We start from the raw sequence: 15,684 nt of genomic DNA, 5'->3' as shown, positions 1-15,684 counted from the left end.
CGGCATGCTCAATCCGCATGGCTCGCAGAGTCTGTACGAGGTCTTCCTCGCCGTCGCCCGCGCGGGCTCCTTCACCGCCGCCGCCCGCGTCCTCGGCTACACCCAGTCCGCGGTGTCCCGGCAGATCCAGGCCCTGGAGGACGAGACCGGCGCGGCCCTGTTCGAGCGGCTGCCGCGCGGCGTGCGGCTCAGCGAGGCGGGCCGGGTGCTGCTGCCGCACGCGGAGGCGGTGCGGGACCGGCTCGCCCGCGCCCGGGCCGAGCTGGCGGCGCTGCGCACCCTGGACGGCGGGCTGCTGCGGCTCGGCGCCTTCTCCAGCGCGGGCGCGGCGCTGGTCCCGCGCGCGCAGGCCGCCTTCCGGGTGCGGCATCCGGGCGTCGTGGTGACCAGGGTCGAGGGCCCGTCGGTGAAGCACCTGGGGCTCGTCTCGGCCGGCGAGGAGGACCTGGCCGTGGTCAGCCCGGCCGCCGGCGGGGCCGCGCCGGAGGGCGTGACGCTCCATCACCTCCTGGACGAGCCGATGCTGGTGGCGCTCGAACGCGGGCACGCGTACGCGGGACGGCGCGACGTGCGGCTCGCGGAGCTGGCCGACGAGGAGTGGATCGTCGGCAACGAGCGGCTGGAGGACACGCTGTTCCGGCCGGCGGTCACGGCCGGACTGCGTCCGCGCACCGGGCTGATCGCGCACGACTGGATCGCCAAGCTGGGCGCCGTCGCGGCCGGGCTCGGCGTCACGCTCGTACCGGCGCTCGCGGCCTCGTCCGTGCGGCCGGACGTGTCGCTGGTGACGATCCATCCGGACGACGTGCCGTACCGCAGGATCTGCGCCGCCACCCCGCCCGTGCCGACGGTGGCGGCCACCGCGTTCCTGGGGCTGCTGCACGAGACCGCACAAGAGCTAACACCCACAACGCGATATTGATCCTTACAGGGAGACACGGGATGATGACGGCCATGATCGTCGCCGCCTCGCAGTTCGCCCCGGTCGCCGGGGACATCGCCGCCAACGTCCGCGTCATGACCGGTCTGATCCGCGCCGCCGGGGCCGAGGGGGCCCGTCTCGTGGTCTTCGCCGAGCTCTGCCTCACCGGCTACGAGCCGAGCCTGATCCGCCGCACTCCCGAACTCGTCCTCACCGAGGACGACCCGCGCCTGGAGCCGCTGCGGCAGGCGTGCCGCGAGGCGGGCGCCGCGGTCGTGGTCAACGGCCCCGGCCGCCGGCCCGCCGGCCGGCCCGGGGTCACCACCTTCGTGATCGGCCCGGACGGCTCGCTGCTCACCCGCTACGACAAGCAGCACCTGTACGGGGTCGAGGCCGAGGTCTTCGCGCCGGGCACGGCCGACGGGCGCTTCGAGCTCGACGGGCTCCGCTTCGCACTCGCCACCTGTTACGACAACCGCTTCCCCGACCTCGCGGAGCGGGCCGCCGCCGACGACTGCTCGGTCTATCTGGCGAGTTCGGTGCTCGGCGCCGACAACGACTCGTTCGCGACGGTCTATCCCGCGCGGGCCCGCGACTTCGGCCTGTACGTCGTCCTGGGCAACGCCATCGGGCCCAACGAGGACGGTGTGGCCGGCGGCATGGCCGGCGCGTGGGGACCGGACGGCGGGCGGCTCTCGGAAGCGGGCCCGGACAAGCCGGGCTTCGTCCTGGCCGAGGTGGGCTGAGCCCGGTCCGCGCAGGAGCTCGCGCTCCGGTGGCCCGGCACGCCGGTGCCGGGCCACCGGCGGGTTCCGGCCCGCGCGAAGGGCCGGGCCGCCGTGGGACTCCGGCTGCCCGGCCCTCCGGGGAGGCCGTCACGGAACCCCCTGCCCGTGACGGTTCCGCCCCGTCCCCGTTACGGGGCGCTCAGTGCTCCCGCTACGGGGCGCTCAGGCCCAGCGTGTAGGCGCCGGAGCCGCTGTAGGCGTGGACCACATAGCGGTAGTAGCCCGCGGTGCCGTTGTAGGTGATGTCCTCGTCGGCGCTCGCCGTGCCGCCGACCGCCACGTCCGCCCAGCCGGAGCCGTTCCACTTCTGCAGGTAGAGGTCGAAGTCGGTGCCGGCCGGACCCCGCAGGCAGCCCACGTGGGTGCCGGAGGTCGCCGAGTAGTAGTACGAGCCGTCCGGCTGGGCCTCTGCCTGGCCGCTGCTCAGCGAACCCTCGTACGTGTACTCGGTGTCGTCGCAGCCGGTGGGCGGCGGGGTGTCCGTGCCGACCGTCAGCTGGTAGGTGACGGTGTGCGTGGCGGAGCCCTTACCGGTGACGGTGATCGGGTAGGTGCCGTTCGCGGTGCCGGCCGCGACCTGGACGGTCATCGTCGAGGAGTTGCCGGAGGTGACCGAGGACGGGCTGAAGGAGACGGTGACGCCGCTCGGCGCGCCGCTCGCGGAGAGCTGCACGGTCTGCGCGCTGCCGCCGGTGGTGGTCGTGTTCACCGTGGAGGTGACCGAGGCGCCCGGCTGGACGGAGCCCGAGGCCGGGTTCAGGGCGAGCGAGAAGTCCGGCGTGGTGGTGCCGCCGCAGTCGGTCTCACCGGACTGGGCGGGGACGCCGATGGCGTTCCAGGCGGTCTTCACGGCGTTGCACTCGGCGCTGCCGTAGGTGTTCTTGGCGGTGGCCAGGGTGGCCTTGCGGGCGGCGAGGTGGTTCCAGGAGGAGGTCTTCATCAGCAGCGCGCCCATGAAGATCTTGCCGGCCTTCTGCACGCCGATGCCGGTCACGGAGGACGGGCCGCCGGAACAGATCGGGCTCGACGGCTTGCCGCCGCCCGGGTTGGAGCCCTCGGCGAGCAGGTAGAACCAGTGGTTCTGCGGACCGGCCGCCGCGTGCACCTCGGTGCCGGAGTTCAGCTGCGGGTAGCAGTTGGGGTCGCCGGCGAGCGAGGGGTTGTACATGTAGCGGATCGGCTTGTTGTCGCCGAGGAAGTTCAGCTTCTCGCCGACCGTGTAGTCCGGGGTGTCGTTGGGGTTGTCGGCGAAGTGCTCGGTGAGCGCCCCGAATATGTCGCCGGTGGACTCGTTCATCCCGCCGTTCTCGTTGGACGAGCCGGCGCTGCCCGGGGTCCGGTCGAAGATCTCGTGACCGTACTCGTGGGCGACGACGTCGATGCCGGTGAGCTGGTTGGTGCCGTTCTGGTTGCGGCCGTACGTGGTCTTGGTGCCGTCGTAGTACGCGTTGACCTCGGTGAGCCCGGCGCGGGCCGGGACCATGCCGCCCTGGCCGTTGATGCCGTTGTAGCCGAACCACTGCTTGAGCATGTCGGACTCGCGCTGGGCCGCGTACATGATGTCGACGCAGGCGGTCACGAGGTCGTTGGCGGTGCCGTTGCCCCAGGGCGGCGTGCCGGTGTAGGCGCTGCCGTTCTGGCCGCCGCACCGGAAGCCGGACCGGTTCGGGTCGGTCATCGAGCTCGCGGCGGTGTCGATGGTGACGTTGCCGTTGTGGTAGCCGCGGCCCTCGGCGTGCCTGACCTTCTCGGTGGCCTGGGTGACCTTGCCGGTGCGGGCGTCGACGTAGGTGTCGAGGGAGCTCGGCAGGTTCCGGTCGGTGCGGCCGACGACCAGGGTGTGCCAGGCGAGGACGGGCTTGTTCCCCTTGAGCAGCACGGTCAGTTCGGGCGTGCTCGCGCTCTCGACGTGTCCGAGCTGGGCGCGGGCGGTGGCGAGGGCGGCGGCCCCGTCGACGGCGGCGCTGGTGGACAGCCTGATGGCCGGGGCGGGCGCGGCGGCGACGTGACGGACCTTGCCGGCGCTGTCGGAGAGGACGACGGCGTCGCCGCCGGTGACCGGGAGGCCCTTGTAGGTGCGCTGGTAGGCGGCGTAGTAGAGGCCGCCGGCCCACGGGGTGACGGCGGTGCGGACGAGTTCCTCGTCGCTGCCGTGGTGCAGTCCGTCGAGTCCGCTGTCGGCGGCCCTGTCGGCGGCGGCGAGCGCGAGGGACCTGCCGTGCCCGGGCGGTACGGGCTGCGACGGTCCGTCGGTGGCCGCGGTGGCGGTGCCCGCGAGGGTGCCCGCGAGGGTCGCCGTCAGCGCGAGCGCCGCCAGGGCCGCGGTGAGTCTGGTGGGGTGCACGTCTGCTCCGTTCGGGTGGGGGGAGACGGTGGGACGCGCCGAGTATGTGCGTGGACATGGCAAGACGGGGACATCCCACCCGGCATAAGACCCGCGTTATGCCGAACCCGGCCCGCCACCCCGACCTGCTGCTTACCCTGCTGAAATGCAGCTGGAGTTGAGACATCTCGAAGCCGTCTGCCGGATTGCGGAAGCGGGCAGTCTGGGCCGTGCGGCGGCCCGGCTCGGCGTCTCCCAGCCGGCTCTCTCGGCGCAGCTGCGGCGGATCGAACGGGCCGCGGGCGGCGAGCTGTTCGTCCGCGGCAGGCACGGCGTCGAGCCCACGCCGCTGGGCGAGTTCGTGCTGTCCAGGGCCCGCCGCGTGCTCGGCGAGATGGACGCCCTCGCGGCCGGCGCCCGCGCAGCCGCGCCCCACCCGACGCTGCGGCTCGGCTGCATCCTGCTGGTCCTGATGGACCGTCTGATCGGGCGCCTGGAGGAGGAACTCGCGGGCCTGGAGGTCGAGATCGGCATCGAGCACTCGGTGACCACGCTCAGCCGGATGCTCGGCGCGGGACAGTACGACGCGATCGTGTACGGGGAGGTCGGCGACCACGAGGTGCCGCTGCCCGAGGGCGTGGCGGCCCGCACTCTCGTCCCGAAGGAACCGTTCTGCGTGCGCATGTCGGCGGCGCACCCGCTGGCCGGGCGCGAGCGGATCGACCTCGCGGAGCTCGCCGGCGAGACCTGGATGACCATGGTGGAGGACGACGACGGCGGCCCTGAGGCGCTGGTCGGCGCGTGCCGGAAGGCCGGCTTCACCCCGACGCTGCGCTACCGGATCGCCGACCGGAAGATGCACTACGACCTGATCGCGGCGGGCCGGGCGATCTCGGTGAGTCAGCCGACGGCGCCGCCCGCCGAGGGCACCGTGCTGCGCCCGCTGGCGGGCGACCCGCTCACCGGCCGCATCCGGCTCGCGTGGAACCGGGCCGCGGTCTCCGGGCGCCGGGCCGCGCACCTGTACCGGGCGGCGGGGCTCGCGTACCTGGACAACGTGCCCAACAACGTCTTCCACCGGACGTGGTGGGAGGCCCGCCCGGAGCTGCACCCGGTCCTGGAGCAGCCGGGGCCCGGATAGCCCGGACAGCACGCCGACGCGCTGCTGCCGGGGATGCTTCCGGTGGGCGTGCGGCGGACCACAGGGCGCCGATCGTCGTGGGGATGTGAGGCGTCCGGGCGGGTACCGCGCCCCGCGCGGAGTGTTCCACGGGATCGAACAGGCCTTCCGGACATAGTGCGGGAATGAGACACACCCACCGGAACCGCGCGGCGCTCCTCGCCGCCGCCCTGCTCGCCACCGTCCTCCCCGCCGGCACCGCCGCCGCGCACGCCTCTTCCGGACCGCCCGGCGGCCACGGCGACCGCGACTGCGTCCGTACCCGGCACCCCCTGGACGACCGGGGCCGTCAGGTGGTGGAGATCGCCCGCAAGGCCCAGCGGGACCTCAAGCTGAAGGCCGTGCTGTTGCGCGTCACCGACGGCGACCGGGAGGTCGTCACCGACGCGCTCGGCGAGTCGATGACGGGCGTCCCGGCCGAACCGGACATGCACTTCCGGGCCGGCTCGGTGGCCTTCGCCCACATCGGCACGACCCTGCTGCGGCTGGTCGAGCAGGGCCGGGTCGACCTCGACGCCACGGTCGAGCCCTGGCTGCCCGAGGTGCCGCGGGCGAAGGAGATCACGCTGCGGATGCTGGCCAACAACACCAGCGGCCTGCACGACTACGTGACCGATCCCAAGTTCGGGGCCGAGCTGACGGCCGCCCCGTTCCGGGCCTGGACCCCGGACGAACTGCTCGCGTTCCCCTTCTCCCACGACTTCTGGTACGACCCGGGCACCAACTGGAGCTACTCGCACGCCAACTACCTGCTCCTGGAACGGGCCCTGGAGCGGATCACCGGGCAGCGGATCGACCGGCTCGTGGAGGAGCAGGTCACCGGCCCGCTGGGGCTGCGGAACACGCGGAACGGCTTCACGCCGGAGATCCCCCGCCCGGCGCTGCACGCCTTCACCTCGGACCGCGGCCTCTACGAGGAGTCCACGTTCTGGAACCCGTCGTGGACCACCGGTCCCGGCGCGGTGATCACCTCGACCGTCTGCGACATGGCCCGCTCCGCGCGGGGCATCGGCAGCGGCGAGCTGATCTCGCGGCGCTCGTACCGCACCCTGCTGGACCCGGGCACGGTCGGCCTCGGCGTCCCGACCGCGAAGTGCCCGGCCGACATCTGCCTGAAGCAGACCGAGGCGAAGCACTTCGGGCTCGGCGTCATCGTCGCCGGCACCTGGCTGCTGCAGAACCCGTCGTTCTCCGGGTACGCGGCGATCCAGGCGTACCTGCCGTCGAAGCGTCTGTCCCTCGCGGTGTCCACGACGAAGACGGCGGACACTCCCGAAGGGAACACGGCCGAGGTGGTGGCGGAGCGGATCGCGGCGGCGCTCGCCCCGGAGTACCCGCTGTCGCCCTGACGGGCCGGACTTGAAGCCGGGAGAGGAGCAGGGCCGGGCCGGGGCACGGGCCGGGGCCGGGGCATGAGCCCGACCGGGGCCGGGGCATGAGCCGGGCCGGGGCATGAGCCGGACCCAGAGCGGGGCCGGAGCCGCAGCCGGCCGGTCAGGCGGCGCGGTGCGGCACGCCCTGCGTCCGGCCCGTCCCGTCGGTGGCGTCGTCGGACTCGTCGTCGTCCGCGCCCCCGGCCGCCGTCTCCCCGGTCAGCTCCCGGGCCATCAGGGTCGCCCCGGCGACCGCGCCCGGCATCAGCAGGACGGCGACGAAGGGAACGAGGAAGGCGAGGGTGAGCGGGACGCCGAAGCCGAGGGCCGCCATGCGGCGGCCGCGCAGCATGGCGAGCCGCTGCTTGAACTCGACGCCGCGGCGCTGCAGCGCCACCGCCGTGAGCTCCTCGGCGAGGAAGAAGCCGGAGACGCCGAAGCCGATCGCGGGGACGACGGTCTGGCCGACGACCGGGATGAAGCCGGCCGCGAAGAGCAGGACGCCGTAGAACGCGACCCGCAGCAGGACCCGGAGGCTGTCGCGGGCGGAGATCCACAGCTCGCGCCAGAGCGGCAGCCCGGACTCGGGGGCCTCGCCGCATTCGCTGCGGTCGACCGCCTCGGAGAGCGACTCGTAGAAGGGCTGCCCGATGAGGAGCGTGACGGCGGTGAAGGTGATCACGGCGAGGAAGAGTCCGAGCGCGAAGACCAGGAAGGTCAGGGTGCCGCGGAGCAGGCCCTGCCAGGGCGAGCCCCAGTCGTCGGCGAAGGGCGTCGCCCAGGACGTCAGGTCGTCGGCGCCGTAGAAGAGGCCGACGAGCGCGCCCACGTAGAGGACGAAGGTGACGAGACCGGGCAGCAGCCCGAAGCCGAACCAGCGTCCGTGGCCGGCGACCCACTTCTGGCCGCGCAGCAGATAACCGAAGCCCACCCCGAAATCACGCATGGCGATCACCCTAGTGGTGGCCCGAGGGAGGACCACACCCTGGTCGGTCAGGGTGCGGCCCTCGGTCTCAGTCTGCCGCCGGGCGGCTCAGACGGCCAGCTCGACCGTGATGTTGCCGCGGGTCGCCTTGGAGTACGGGCAGACCTGGTGGGCCTTCTCGATCAGGCCCTTGGCGGTCTCGGCGTCCACGTTCGGGATGGTCGCCGAGATCTTGACGATGATGCCGAAGCCCTCGTCGTTCTTGCCGATGCCGACCTCGGCGGTGACCGTCGAGCCGGAGATGTCGGCGTTCTCGTTGCGGGCCACGACACCGAGCGCGCCCTGGAAGCAGGCGCTGTAGCCGGCGGCGAAGAGCTGCTCGGGGTTGGTGCCGTCGCCGGAGCCGCCCATGGCCTTGGGCGGGTTGACGACGACCTCGAGCCGGCCGTCGTCGGTGGCGACCCGGCCGTCGCGACCGTTCTCGGCGGTGGCGACGGCGGTGTACAGGACGTCGGACTGCGTGATCGACATGCTGTTGTCTTCCTTCTGCGGTTCGCCGCGACTCGCGCCCACGATCGCGACGGCTGAGGGAAGACTAACGGGTCGCGGAAACGATCATCTTTCCGGTGTTGTCGCCGCGGAGCAGACCGAGGAAGGCGTCCACGCCGTTCTCGATGCCCTCGACGTGGGTCTCGCCGTACTTCAGCTCGCCGGAGCGCAGCCAGCCGCCGACCTCCTGGACGAACTGCTGCTGCATCCCGTAGTGGTCGCCGACCAGGACGCCCTGGAGGCGCAGGCGCTTGCCGATGATCATGGCCATGTTGCGCGGGCCGGGGACCGGCTCCGTGTCGTTGTACTGGGCGATCATGCCGCAGATGGTGGCGCGGCCGTGCACGTTGAGCGAGGAGATGGCGGCCTCCAGGTGGTCGCCGCCGACGTTGTCGAAGTAGACGTCGATGCCGTCCGGGGCGGCCTCGCGCAGCTGGTCCTTGACCGGGCCGTTCTTGTAGTTGAAGGCGGCGTCGAAGCCGAGCTCCTCGACGAGCCACTTCACCTTCTCGTCGGAGCCGGCCGAGCCGATGACCCGGGAGGCGCCCTTGAGCCGGGCCATCTGGCCGACCTGGCTGCCGACGGCACCGGCCGCGCCGGAGACGAACACGGCGTCGCCCTCCTTGAAGGAGGCGACCTCGAAGAGGCCGGCGTAGGCGGTCAGGCCGGGCATGCCGAGCACGCCGAGGTAGGTGGAGAGCGGGGCGAGCTCCGGGTCGACCTTGGTGGCGTGCTGGGCGGGCACGTCCGCGTACTCGCGCCAGCCGAGGCCGTGCAGGACGTGGTCGCCGACGGCGAAGCCCTCGGCGTTGGAGGCGACGACCTCGCCGACGGCGCCGCCGTCCATGGGGTGGTCCAGCTTGAAGGGCGGGATGTACGACTTCACGTCGTTCATCCGGCCGCGCATGTACGGGTCGACCGAGAAGTGCAGGTTGCGCACGAGGATGCGGCCTTCGGCCGGCTCGGCGACGGAGGTCTCACGGAGCGCGAAGTCCGCGGGCACGGGCCAGCCGTGCGGGCGGGCGACGAGGTGCCACTCACGGCTGGAGGCGGGGAGTACGGACATCTGCGGTTCCTCCTGAGAAAGTTTCACTAACTGAAACAACCATGCGCCTCAATATTTAAGGTTGTCAAGTATCGGAGTACGATGGTGCCCATGCCCACCTCACGCACGGACCCCCTGACCCGCGAGGTCGTGGAACTCATCGGCTCGGTCGTGGCCCGCTACCACGAGGAGTACGAGGAGGCCGCGGCCGCGCACGCCCTCACGGGGGCGCAGGCCCGGGTCCTCGGGCTGCTCGCCCTGGAGCCCACGCCCATGCGGAAGATCGCCGAGCAGCTCAAGTGCGAGCCCTCGAACATCACCGGGATCATCGACCGGCTGGAGACCCGCGGCCTGGTGGAGCGCCGCCCCGACCCGGCCGACCGCCGCGTCAAGGTGGCCGCGCCCACCGACGAGGGCCGGGAGACGGCCCGCCGCCTGCGTGACTCCCTGCATTTCGCCCGGGAGCCGCTGGGCGAGCTCACCGAGGCCGAGCGCACGCTGCTGCGCGACCTGCTCAAGCGCATGCTGGGCGTGCCGACGACACCGACCGGCACCTAGGAACGTGCCCCCGGGGGCCTGCTCTGGGCAATGCAGTTGCCTTAACGACCGAGCCGCTGAGCCTCGGGAGTAAGCCGACTCTCCCTGGACGGACTCCCGGCTCCGGCGCAGTTCGCGTCGAGACTAGTGTCGGCCGCTCACCCGGATGCAGGGTCCCGGTCGCCTCCGAGATGGTTGCCGCATACCGTCCGAAATGGATCACGCGAGAGGCGCCCTTCGGGCCATCCGGAGGGAGATGTGAAGGTGATCCGCCCTGTCTGCCTGCAGCACCGACCTGGACGGCGGTGTCCACCAACCGGAGGATTCGGATGACCGTGCACCCCGCACCCCTGCCATCACGGACGGTTGGATCCTGCCGCCCGACGTCCCGGAGGGTGCTCACCACCGGTCTCATCGCGGCAGCAATGCTCACGCTCGGGTGCCCAGCCATCGCCGCAGACCCGGGCGGAAAGGCCACGTGCTTCGGCCGCCCGGCGACCATTACTGGGGCGGGCACCATCAACGGCACCGAAGGCGACGACGTCATCGTCGGTTCCCCCGGCAACGACACCATCGACGGGAAGGGCGGCAACGACCGCATCTGCGGACTTGCGGGAGCCGACACCATCCAGGGCGGCCTCGGGGACGACAAGGTCGACGGCGGCATTGGTGACGACCTCATCCGCGGCGACCTCTACAGCGCAACCGCAGACGTCAAGGGTGGCGGCAACGACCACCTCTACGGCGGCCCCGGGAACGAGTTCATCACGGGAGACTCACGCTCGGACGGTGGAAACGCCACCGGCGGCGGGGACGATTTCATCGACGGCGGACCTGGCATCGACCGCATCCACGGCGACAGCGGCACCTTTGCCGCCGACAAGACCGCCACCGGCAGCGGCAACGACCGCATCTTCGGCGGTGAGGGCGATGACAGCCTGGTCGGCGATTCCCGCGCGGCACGTCCCTTGGCCATCGGCGGTGGAGGCCACGCCATCGGAGCCGGGGACGACTATCTCGACGGAGGCCCCGGGGCCAACGGCATCGTCGGGGACAGCGAAGCGGTCCTCAGCATCAGAGGCGCAGGCGGCAACGACGTCATCAGGAATGTCGGAGAATACGCGGCCGGGGATCACAACATCCTCGAACCCACCGGAGGCGGCGCGACCGGCGCCGGCAACGACAGGATCATCGGCGGAAGTGCGAGCGAGCTCATCGTCGGCGACAGCTCGGTGGTGGACGCCACCGACACCGACGCCGGCCATGACGTGATCGAAGGCCGCGACGGAAACGACACAATCTTCGGCGACAACGCGAACTTCGATGTCACCGCGACCGTCGGCACCGCGGGCGGGCGGGACCGGCTCAAGGGCGGCAAGGGGGACGACACGCTGCGGGCTGGCCCGGCCAATGACTTTCTCGATGGGGGGCCGCAGACCGACATCTGCGACGGCGAAGCAGGAAACCGCAACGTCGCCGTGAGGTGCGAGACAGTCATCAACGCCGAACGCAAGTCTGCCAAGGACGAACGGCCTTGACGGGCGCCGCGAAAGGACACCGGCAACAGCTTGCCGCCAGACTCGTGAACATTTCCAGAGGGTAGTTGAGCAGTCAGGGCAGCGACGGGGACTGTTTCCCCCTCAGCACCGGTCGTCCGGCCCTACGGGAGCTCTTCTGTTTCGCGGTCGGGTTGTGGGCCCAGCGGCCGGGCTGCACCGTGTCTCGTCTCGCGCGGGTCCTCAGGACTGGCCATCGATTCGGCTTCTTGATCGCGCGTGGGCAGTCCCGCCTGCGCCGGGCTGGGAGGAGGCGGCTGCGTGCCTCCCGCCCGGCCTCGGTGAAGGAGCGGGTGAGCTTGGCGGTGGTCGCTCCGAGCTGGGAAGGGACGCTGCGGCGGATGATGCGGACGCACTTCAAGTAGGAGACTCGGTCGGCGTCCACGGCCGGGCGGGATATCGCCGCTGCGTGGGCGAACTGGCGGATGGCCTGGTGAACCGCAAGGTAGGCCCACAGCTCCTGCCGGACACCCTCCGGCGTGCGCGATCTGATCGGCCCACCAGGGCCGAGGTGATTCTTGATCTCGTCGAAGGCGAGCTCGATTTCCCAGCGTTCCCGGTAGAGCGCGACCAGCTCGTCGGCCGGGTACTGCTCGGCGTCCAGCAGTGTCGTGCCCAGGTGGGCGACTTTGCCGTCCTTCGCGAAGGTGATGACGCGGTAGATCACGTGCCGGGGCAGCGTCCGGCCTTCCCTCGCGGCTCGGAGTCGGACGTCCTTTCCCGGTCGCGCCATCGACAGGTACGAGCCGTCCGGAAGTTCTTCCTGGGCGGTGCCGAGGTGGTTGGACTGGAGCCTCACCGACAGATCCGCGCCCGCCACGGTGAAGGCGTGAGCGAACTCGACCGACAGAAGCCGCGGTCGGCGATGACCAGGTCTCCGGGGCCGGTGGACCCGGCCAGCGGGTAGGCGAGGCTGCGCTCGCCGTCGCGGTAGCCGCCGAGGCGGGCGTCGAGGACTCCGTGCGTTCCGATTTCCGCGAGGACCACCGCCCTGACCTGGGGGAACCCGAAGGGGACACCGCCAGTGGTGGAGGGGCCGTCGAAGGTGTCGCCGTTGCTCGTCGAATCCGGAAGATCGAACTGGGTCCCGTCCAAGGCCAGAAGCCGCAGCCCTCGCCACCACGCGCCCGGCGTGTCCGGGGTGGCGAGCGGACCGGCCACCTGCCGGAACACGGTCTCCAGCACGTCCTCCCCGAGCCGAGCACGAGCCCGGCATAGCGACGACCGGTTCACCCGCGCGACGACCCGAGTGCCCGGTATACCGCTGGTCAGCACCCGCAGCACCTCCTCGTACGACTCCCGGGCGAACAGACACATGGCCAGGACGAAGTACACGACCAGCCGAGCCGGCAGGAGCCGGCGGCGCCGCTCGGCTCGGTCGTGCTTGGCTATCGCCGCGTCGACCAGCTCAGCGGTGAACGCCTTCGTCAAGATCCCGATACGCACCCGCTGGCCCGCGCCCCACCCCGTCACACGCGGGGCAACGATCTCCGCAGCTCAAAAGCAACTGCATTGGCCTGCTCTGGGGGCCCGCCCGGGGGCCCGCCCGGGGCTGCCCTCAAGGCCTGCCCTAGACGCACCACCAGAGGAACCAGTCGCACGTCGGTTCCGGGCTCGGCGTGGCGGTCGGGGTCGGCGCGGTGGCGGAAGGGCCCGGTGCCGAGCCGCTCGCCGTGGGCGTGGCGGTGCCACTGGGCGTGCCGGTGGGAGCCTGGGGGCCGCCGGTCGTCGCCCTCGGCGAGGGGCCGGATCCGTCGCCCGCGCCGTCGCCGGACCCGGAGCCCGAGCCCGTACCGGAACCGCTGCCCGTCCCCGTACCGGTTCCCGTGCCGTCGCCCGCGTCGCCGCTGCGACCGGAGCCGCGCGCCGGGTGGCTCGTGGTCGTCGGGCGCGCCGTGCCGGACTCGACCGGCCCCGGGCCGTCGGGGCGGGCGCTCTCGGAGGGTGTCGGCTGCTCCGGGTCGAGGGTCACCTCGACGGCGTCCTCCTCTTGGACGGCCGTGGCGGGACCGCCGTCGTTCGGCGGTTCGAGGGCCAGCTTGGCCATGCTCAGCGAACCGGCCGCGAGCGCGAAGCCCAGGGTGGTGAGCAGGACCGTACGGCCGCGCCGGGAGCGCGCCCGGCGCCCGCTGCGGCCGGCGGCCGCGCTGCCGCTCCGGCCGCCGCCCTTGGCGCGGCGGCGCGCGGCGGCGCGCCCCTCGGCGGCGCGGGGCGGCTCGAGCGGGTCCAGTTCGTAACTGAACTCCGGTCCGAGGTCCGGACCGGCCTCCGGCACGGAGGACGACGGGGTGACCGTCGGTTCCGGTGCGGGTGCCGGTGCCGCCGCGGGCGGCCGGAAGGACGTGGGGGGAGCGAAGTACCGCAGCTCCTCGGCGGGGGTCCCGCAGCCCGCACAGGCCAGGGCGCCGTTGAGATGCCGTCGGCACTGGTGGCAGTAGTCCATGGCGCCCGCAGGCTATGCGGCCCGGGGACTCCGCTGATAGACGCGAACGTGAGGATCCTGTGAGGAAACCGCAGGTCGTCGGCGTGCCGCCACGATTCTCCCCCTTCGGGCAGGATGGGCGCATGACCCCTGCCGCCCGGATTTCCGCCCCCTTCGGGCCGTACGAGTTCCAGCTCGTCCTGCTCCGCCGGATGGCGGACCATCAGGCCGGTCTCGTCGACGAGGCGCTGCGCGAACTCGGCGTGGGCCACACCGCGATGCGCGAGGCCAACAAGCGCTGGCAGGCGTGGGCCCATGGGCGGAGCGGCCGGGGCGAGCTCGACCGCTACCGGCAGGCCCTCGGCGAGCCGGAGGCCCGGCACGCGGTGCGCGGCGGGAGCGAGGCCTGGCTGTGGCCGGTGCCGCTCTGGCCCGACCTGCGGTTCACCGTGCTCGTCGGCCCCGGCCGCGCCGTCTGGTCCCGCGGCCTGACCCGCGCGCCCGGCGCGCCCGCGCCGAGCCTGCGCACCGCCGACGACCTGCGCCCCTGGCACTGCACGGTCGACGAGGTCTGGCGCGCCTTCCGTGACGTCGGACCCCGCGAGGGCGTGGGCCCGGCCCTCGCCCGCCTCGACTTCACCCTGCCCGACGGCGAACGCGCGGCGGCGGAGTTCGCCTGGGGCCTCCTCCAGCGCACCGTTCCGCCCCTGAACGCGCGGGGAAGTGGCGGAACAGCAGGACCGGCCTGACGGATCGCCTGGTCAGCGGCCCCGCACGCCCCGCAGGGCCATCCCGTACCCACCCGCCCCGCACCCTCCACCCCGCGTGAAGCCCTCCCCCAAGCCTGACGCTCCGTCAGCGAACGCTCACCCCCGGGCGGCTCAGCTCAGCGCGCGCCCCGTGCGGAGCGGCAGGACGATGCGAACAAGGACCGCGCCCCGCGCGCCGCCTCACCCGTGCCAGCACCGCACTCCGGAGGACCGCCGTGACCGTCAGCCTTGAGCAGCTGCGCCGCTGCCATGTCGCCGTCGACCTGGGCGCCGCCCGCACCCGCGTCTTCGTCAAGGGCGCCGGACTCGTCGTCGACGAGCCGTCCGTCGCCGCCGTCAACACCCGCACCGGCGCGCTCATCGCCGTCGGCGCGCTCGCCGAGAAGATGACCGGCCGGACCCCCGACTACATCCGGGTGGTCCGCCCGGTGTCCGGCGGCACCGTCGTCGACATCGAGATGGCCCAGCGGATGCTTCGTCACCTCCTCGGTGACAAGCTCCGCCGCCAGCTGCGCCGCAAGCCGCGGCTGCGCGCCGCCGCCTGCACCCCGCACGACAGCGACCCGCTCGCCCAGCGCGCCGCCGTCGAGACCCTCGTCGGTCTCGGCGCCCGCCGGGTGGAGCTCGTCGACACCCTGATCGCGGCGGCCGTGGGCTGCGGGCTCCCGGTCGAGCAGCCGACCGCCACCATGATCATGGTGTGCGGCGCGGCCACCACCCAGGTCGCCGTGCTCTCGCTCGGCGCGATCGTCACCGCCGAGCGCATGCCGGTCGGCGGCGACGCCATCGACCACGCCGTCATCCAGCACCTGCGCCACCAGCACGAGCTGATGCTGCCCAGCCAGTCGGTCCGGCCCCTGCAAGTGGCCCTCCACGGCAACGGCCTGACGGTCCAGGGCCCCACCTTCACCGAGATCCACGGCCGCGACGTGGCCACCGGCCTCGCCCGCTCGGTGACCGTCGACACCGCCGCCGTGCGCGAGGCCATCCAGACCCCGCTCACCGCCGTCCTCGACGGCATCGGCAAGGTGCTCCGCGACTGCCCGCCCGACCTCGTGGCCGACCTCGCCGACCGCGGCATCATGATGGTCGGCGGCAGCGCCCTGCTGCCCGGCCTCGACCAGATGCTCCGCGAGGCGACCGGCATGCCCGTGCACATCGCCGAGCGGCCCGACGTGTGCGCCGTCCTCGGCCTCGGCGCGATGCTGGAGGGCCGGATCCAGCCTCTGGTGCTCGACCCGCTGGCCGAGAACGAGCGGCCCGAGGACGACTGACCACGGAGTCGGGCGTTTTG

General features: G+C 72.5%; 15 protein-coding genes. 8 read left to right on the top strand and 7 right to left on the bottom strand.

The genetic code is table 11. The annotated features are described in order from the left end of the window. Positions 1–4 precede the first annotated feature (4 nt). Together ACFY8W_RS13460 and ACFY8W_RS13455 are read left to right on the top strand one after the other, a co-directional pair. On the top strand, positions 5–922 hold the full coding sequence (locus ACFY8W_RS13460) for a LysR substrate-binding domain-containing protein (RefSeq protein ID WP_391104129.1): 918 nt from the start codon (positions 5–7) through the stop codon (positions 920–922). Positions 923–942: 20 nt separating this feature from the next. Beyond that, complete coding sequence (locus tag ACFY8W_RS13455; RefSeq protein WP_391104126.1) at positions 943–1,668, top strand: nitrilase-related carbon-nitrogen hydrolase; 726 nt, start codon at positions 943–945, stop codon at positions 1,666–1,668. A gap of 193 nt (positions 1,669–1,861) precedes the next feature. Here ACFY8W_RS13455 and ACFY8W_RS13450 read toward each other — a convergent pair whose 3' ends face one another. Then, positions 1,862–4,054 carry a M4 family metallopeptidase gene (locus ACFY8W_RS13450; protein WP_391104123.1) on the bottom strand — a complete coding sequence of 731 codons (2,193 nt, stop codon included), beginning with the start codon at positions 4,052–4,054 and terminating at the stop codon, positions 1,862–1,864. A gap of 145 nt (positions 4,055–4,199) precedes the next feature. On the opposite strand from ACFY8W_RS13450, the gene ACFY8W_RS13445 reads away from it, so the two are divergent. After that, positions 4,200–5,174 (top strand): LysR substrate-binding domain-containing protein, encoded by a 975-nt coding sequence (locus ACFY8W_RS13445; RefSeq protein WP_391104120.1) that lies wholly within the window; start codon positions 4,200–4,202, stop codon positions 5,172–5,174. Positions 5,175–5,338: 164 nt separating this feature from the next. Beyond that, complete coding sequence (locus ACFY8W_RS13440) at positions 5,339–6,562, top strand: serine hydrolase (RefSeq protein ID WP_391104117.1); 1,224 nt, start codon at positions 5,339–5,341, stop codon at positions 6,560–6,562. A gap of 145 nt (positions 6,563–6,707) precedes the next feature. Here ACFY8W_RS13440 and ACFY8W_RS13435 read toward each other — a convergent pair whose 3' ends face one another. From ACFY8W_RS13435 to ACFY8W_RS13425, 3 genes are all read right to left on the bottom strand, one after another. After that, a complete protein-coding gene (locus tag ACFY8W_RS13435) occupies positions 6,708–7,532 on the bottom strand; it encodes an EI24 domain-containing protein (RefSeq protein ID WP_391104114.1) in 825 nt (274 codons plus the stop codon). A gap of 87 nt (positions 7,533–7,619) precedes the next feature. Then, positions 7,620–8,042 (bottom strand): Ohr family peroxiredoxin, encoded by a 423-nt coding sequence (locus ACFY8W_RS13430; RefSeq protein WP_391104111.1) that lies wholly within the window; start codon positions 8,040–8,042, stop codon positions 7,620–7,622. Positions 8,043–8,106: 64 nt separating this feature from the next. Then, entirely contained in the window at positions 8,107–9,126 is a 1,020-nt protein-coding gene (locus ACFY8W_RS13425) for a zinc-binding dehydrogenase (RefSeq protein WP_391104108.1), read from the bottom strand. 90 nt (positions 9,127–9,216) lie between these two features. Between ACFY8W_RS13425 and ACFY8W_RS13420 the strand changes: the two genes are divergently transcribed. Beyond that, the gene (locus tag ACFY8W_RS13420; RefSeq protein WP_391104105.1) at positions 9,217–9,663 is read left to right on the top strand and encodes a MarR family transcriptional regulator; all 447 of its coding nucleotides are present in this window, start codon (positions 9,217–9,219) and stop codon (positions 9,661–9,663) included. Between the two features lie 374 nt (positions 9,664–10,037). After that, positions 10,038–11,180, top strand: coding sequence for a calcium-binding protein (locus tag ACFY8W_RS13415; protein ID WP_391104102.1), 1,143 nt, complete (start codon positions 10,038–10,040; stop codon positions 11,178–11,180). A gap of 73 nt (positions 11,181–11,253) precedes the next feature. Here the strand turns inward: ACFY8W_RS13415 and ACFY8W_RS13410 are convergent, their stop codons facing one another. From ACFY8W_RS13410 to ACFY8W_RS13400, 3 genes are all read right to left on the bottom strand, one after another. Beyond that, positions 11,254–11,997, bottom strand: coding sequence for a transposase (locus ACFY8W_RS13410; protein ID WP_391104099.1), 744 nt, complete (start codon positions 11,995–11,997; stop codon positions 11,254–11,256). Further along, a complete protein-coding gene (locus ACFY8W_RS13405) occupies positions 11,994–12,644 on the bottom strand; it encodes a transposase domain-containing protein (protein WP_391104096.1) in 651 nt (216 codons plus the stop codon). The genes ACFY8W_RS13410 and ACFY8W_RS13405 overlap by 4 nt, the downstream gene beginning before the upstream one ends. A 124-nt stretch (positions 12,645–12,768) precedes the next feature. Next, on the bottom strand, positions 12,769–13,641 hold the full coding sequence (locus ACFY8W_RS13400; RefSeq protein ID WP_391104093.1) for a hypothetical protein: 873 nt from the start codon (positions 13,639–13,641) through the stop codon (positions 12,769–12,771). 122 nt (positions 13,642–13,763) lie between these two features. Here ACFY8W_RS13400 and ACFY8W_RS13395 point away from each other — a divergent pair, with 122 nt between their 5' ends. Next, positions 13,764–14,369, top strand: coding sequence for a hypothetical protein (locus ACFY8W_RS13395; RefSeq protein ID WP_391104090.1), 606 nt, complete (start codon positions 13,764–13,766; stop codon positions 14,367–14,369). Positions 14,370–14,605: 236 nt separating this feature from the next. Continuing rightward, positions 14,606–15,664, top strand: a complete 1,059-nt coding sequence (locus ACFY8W_RS13390) for a rod shape-determining protein MreB (RefSeq protein WP_391104087.1) — start codon at positions 14,606–14,608, stop codon at positions 15,662–15,664. The last annotated feature ends 20 nt before the right edge of the window (positions 15,665–15,684 follow it).

It is taken from the genome of Streptomyces sp. NPDC012637 (genome assembly GCF_042954805.1).
In the GTDB taxonomy this organism is placed as follows: Bacteria; Actinomycetota; Actinomycetes; order Streptomycetales; family Streptomycetaceae; genus Streptomyces.
The sequence above is the reverse complement of the archived record's forward strand: the minus strand, read 5'-3'. Positions and strand labels throughout refer to the sequence as shown.

Excerpts from the sequence above, each read along its gene's own strand:
- ACFY8W_RS13460 (WP_391104129.1), top strand. The coding sequence starts at position 5 with ATGCTCAATCCGCATGGCTCGCAGAGTCTGTACGAGGTCTTCCTCGCC.
- ACFY8W_RS13455 (WP_391104126.1), top strand. The coding sequence starts at position 943 with ATGATGACGGCCATGATCGTCGCCGCCTCGCAGTTCGCCCCGGTCGCC.
- ACFY8W_RS13445 (WP_391104120.1), top strand. The coding sequence starts at position 4,200 with ATGCAGCTGGAGTTGAGACATCTCGAAGCCGTCTGCCGGATTGCGGAA.
- ACFY8W_RS13440 (WP_391104117.1), top strand. The coding sequence starts at position 5,339 with ATGAGACACACCCACCGGAACCGCGCGGCGCTCCTCGCCGCCGCCCTG.
- ACFY8W_RS13435 (WP_391104114.1), bottom strand. The coding sequence starts at position 7,532 with ATGCGTGATTTCGGGGTGGGCTTCGGTTATCTGCTGCGCGGCCAGAAG.
- ACFY8W_RS13430 (WP_391104111.1), bottom strand. The coding sequence starts at position 8,042 with ATGTCGATCACGCAGTCCGACGTCCTGTACACCGCCGTCGCCACCGCC.
- ACFY8W_RS13425 (WP_391104108.1), bottom strand. The coding sequence starts at position 9,126 with ATGTCCGTACTCCCCGCCTCCAGCCGTGAGTGGCACCTCGTCGCCCGC.
- ACFY8W_RS13420 (WP_391104105.1), top strand. The coding sequence starts at position 9,217 with ATGCCCACCTCACGCACGGACCCCCTGACCCGCGAGGTCGTGGAACTC.
- ACFY8W_RS13400 (WP_391104093.1), bottom strand. The coding sequence starts at position 13,641 with ATGGACTACTGCCACCAGTGCCGACGGCATCTCAACGGCGCCCTGGCC.
- ACFY8W_RS13395 (WP_391104090.1), top strand. The coding sequence starts at position 13,764 with ATGACCCCTGCCGCCCGGATTTCCGCCCCCTTCGGGCCGTACGAGTTC.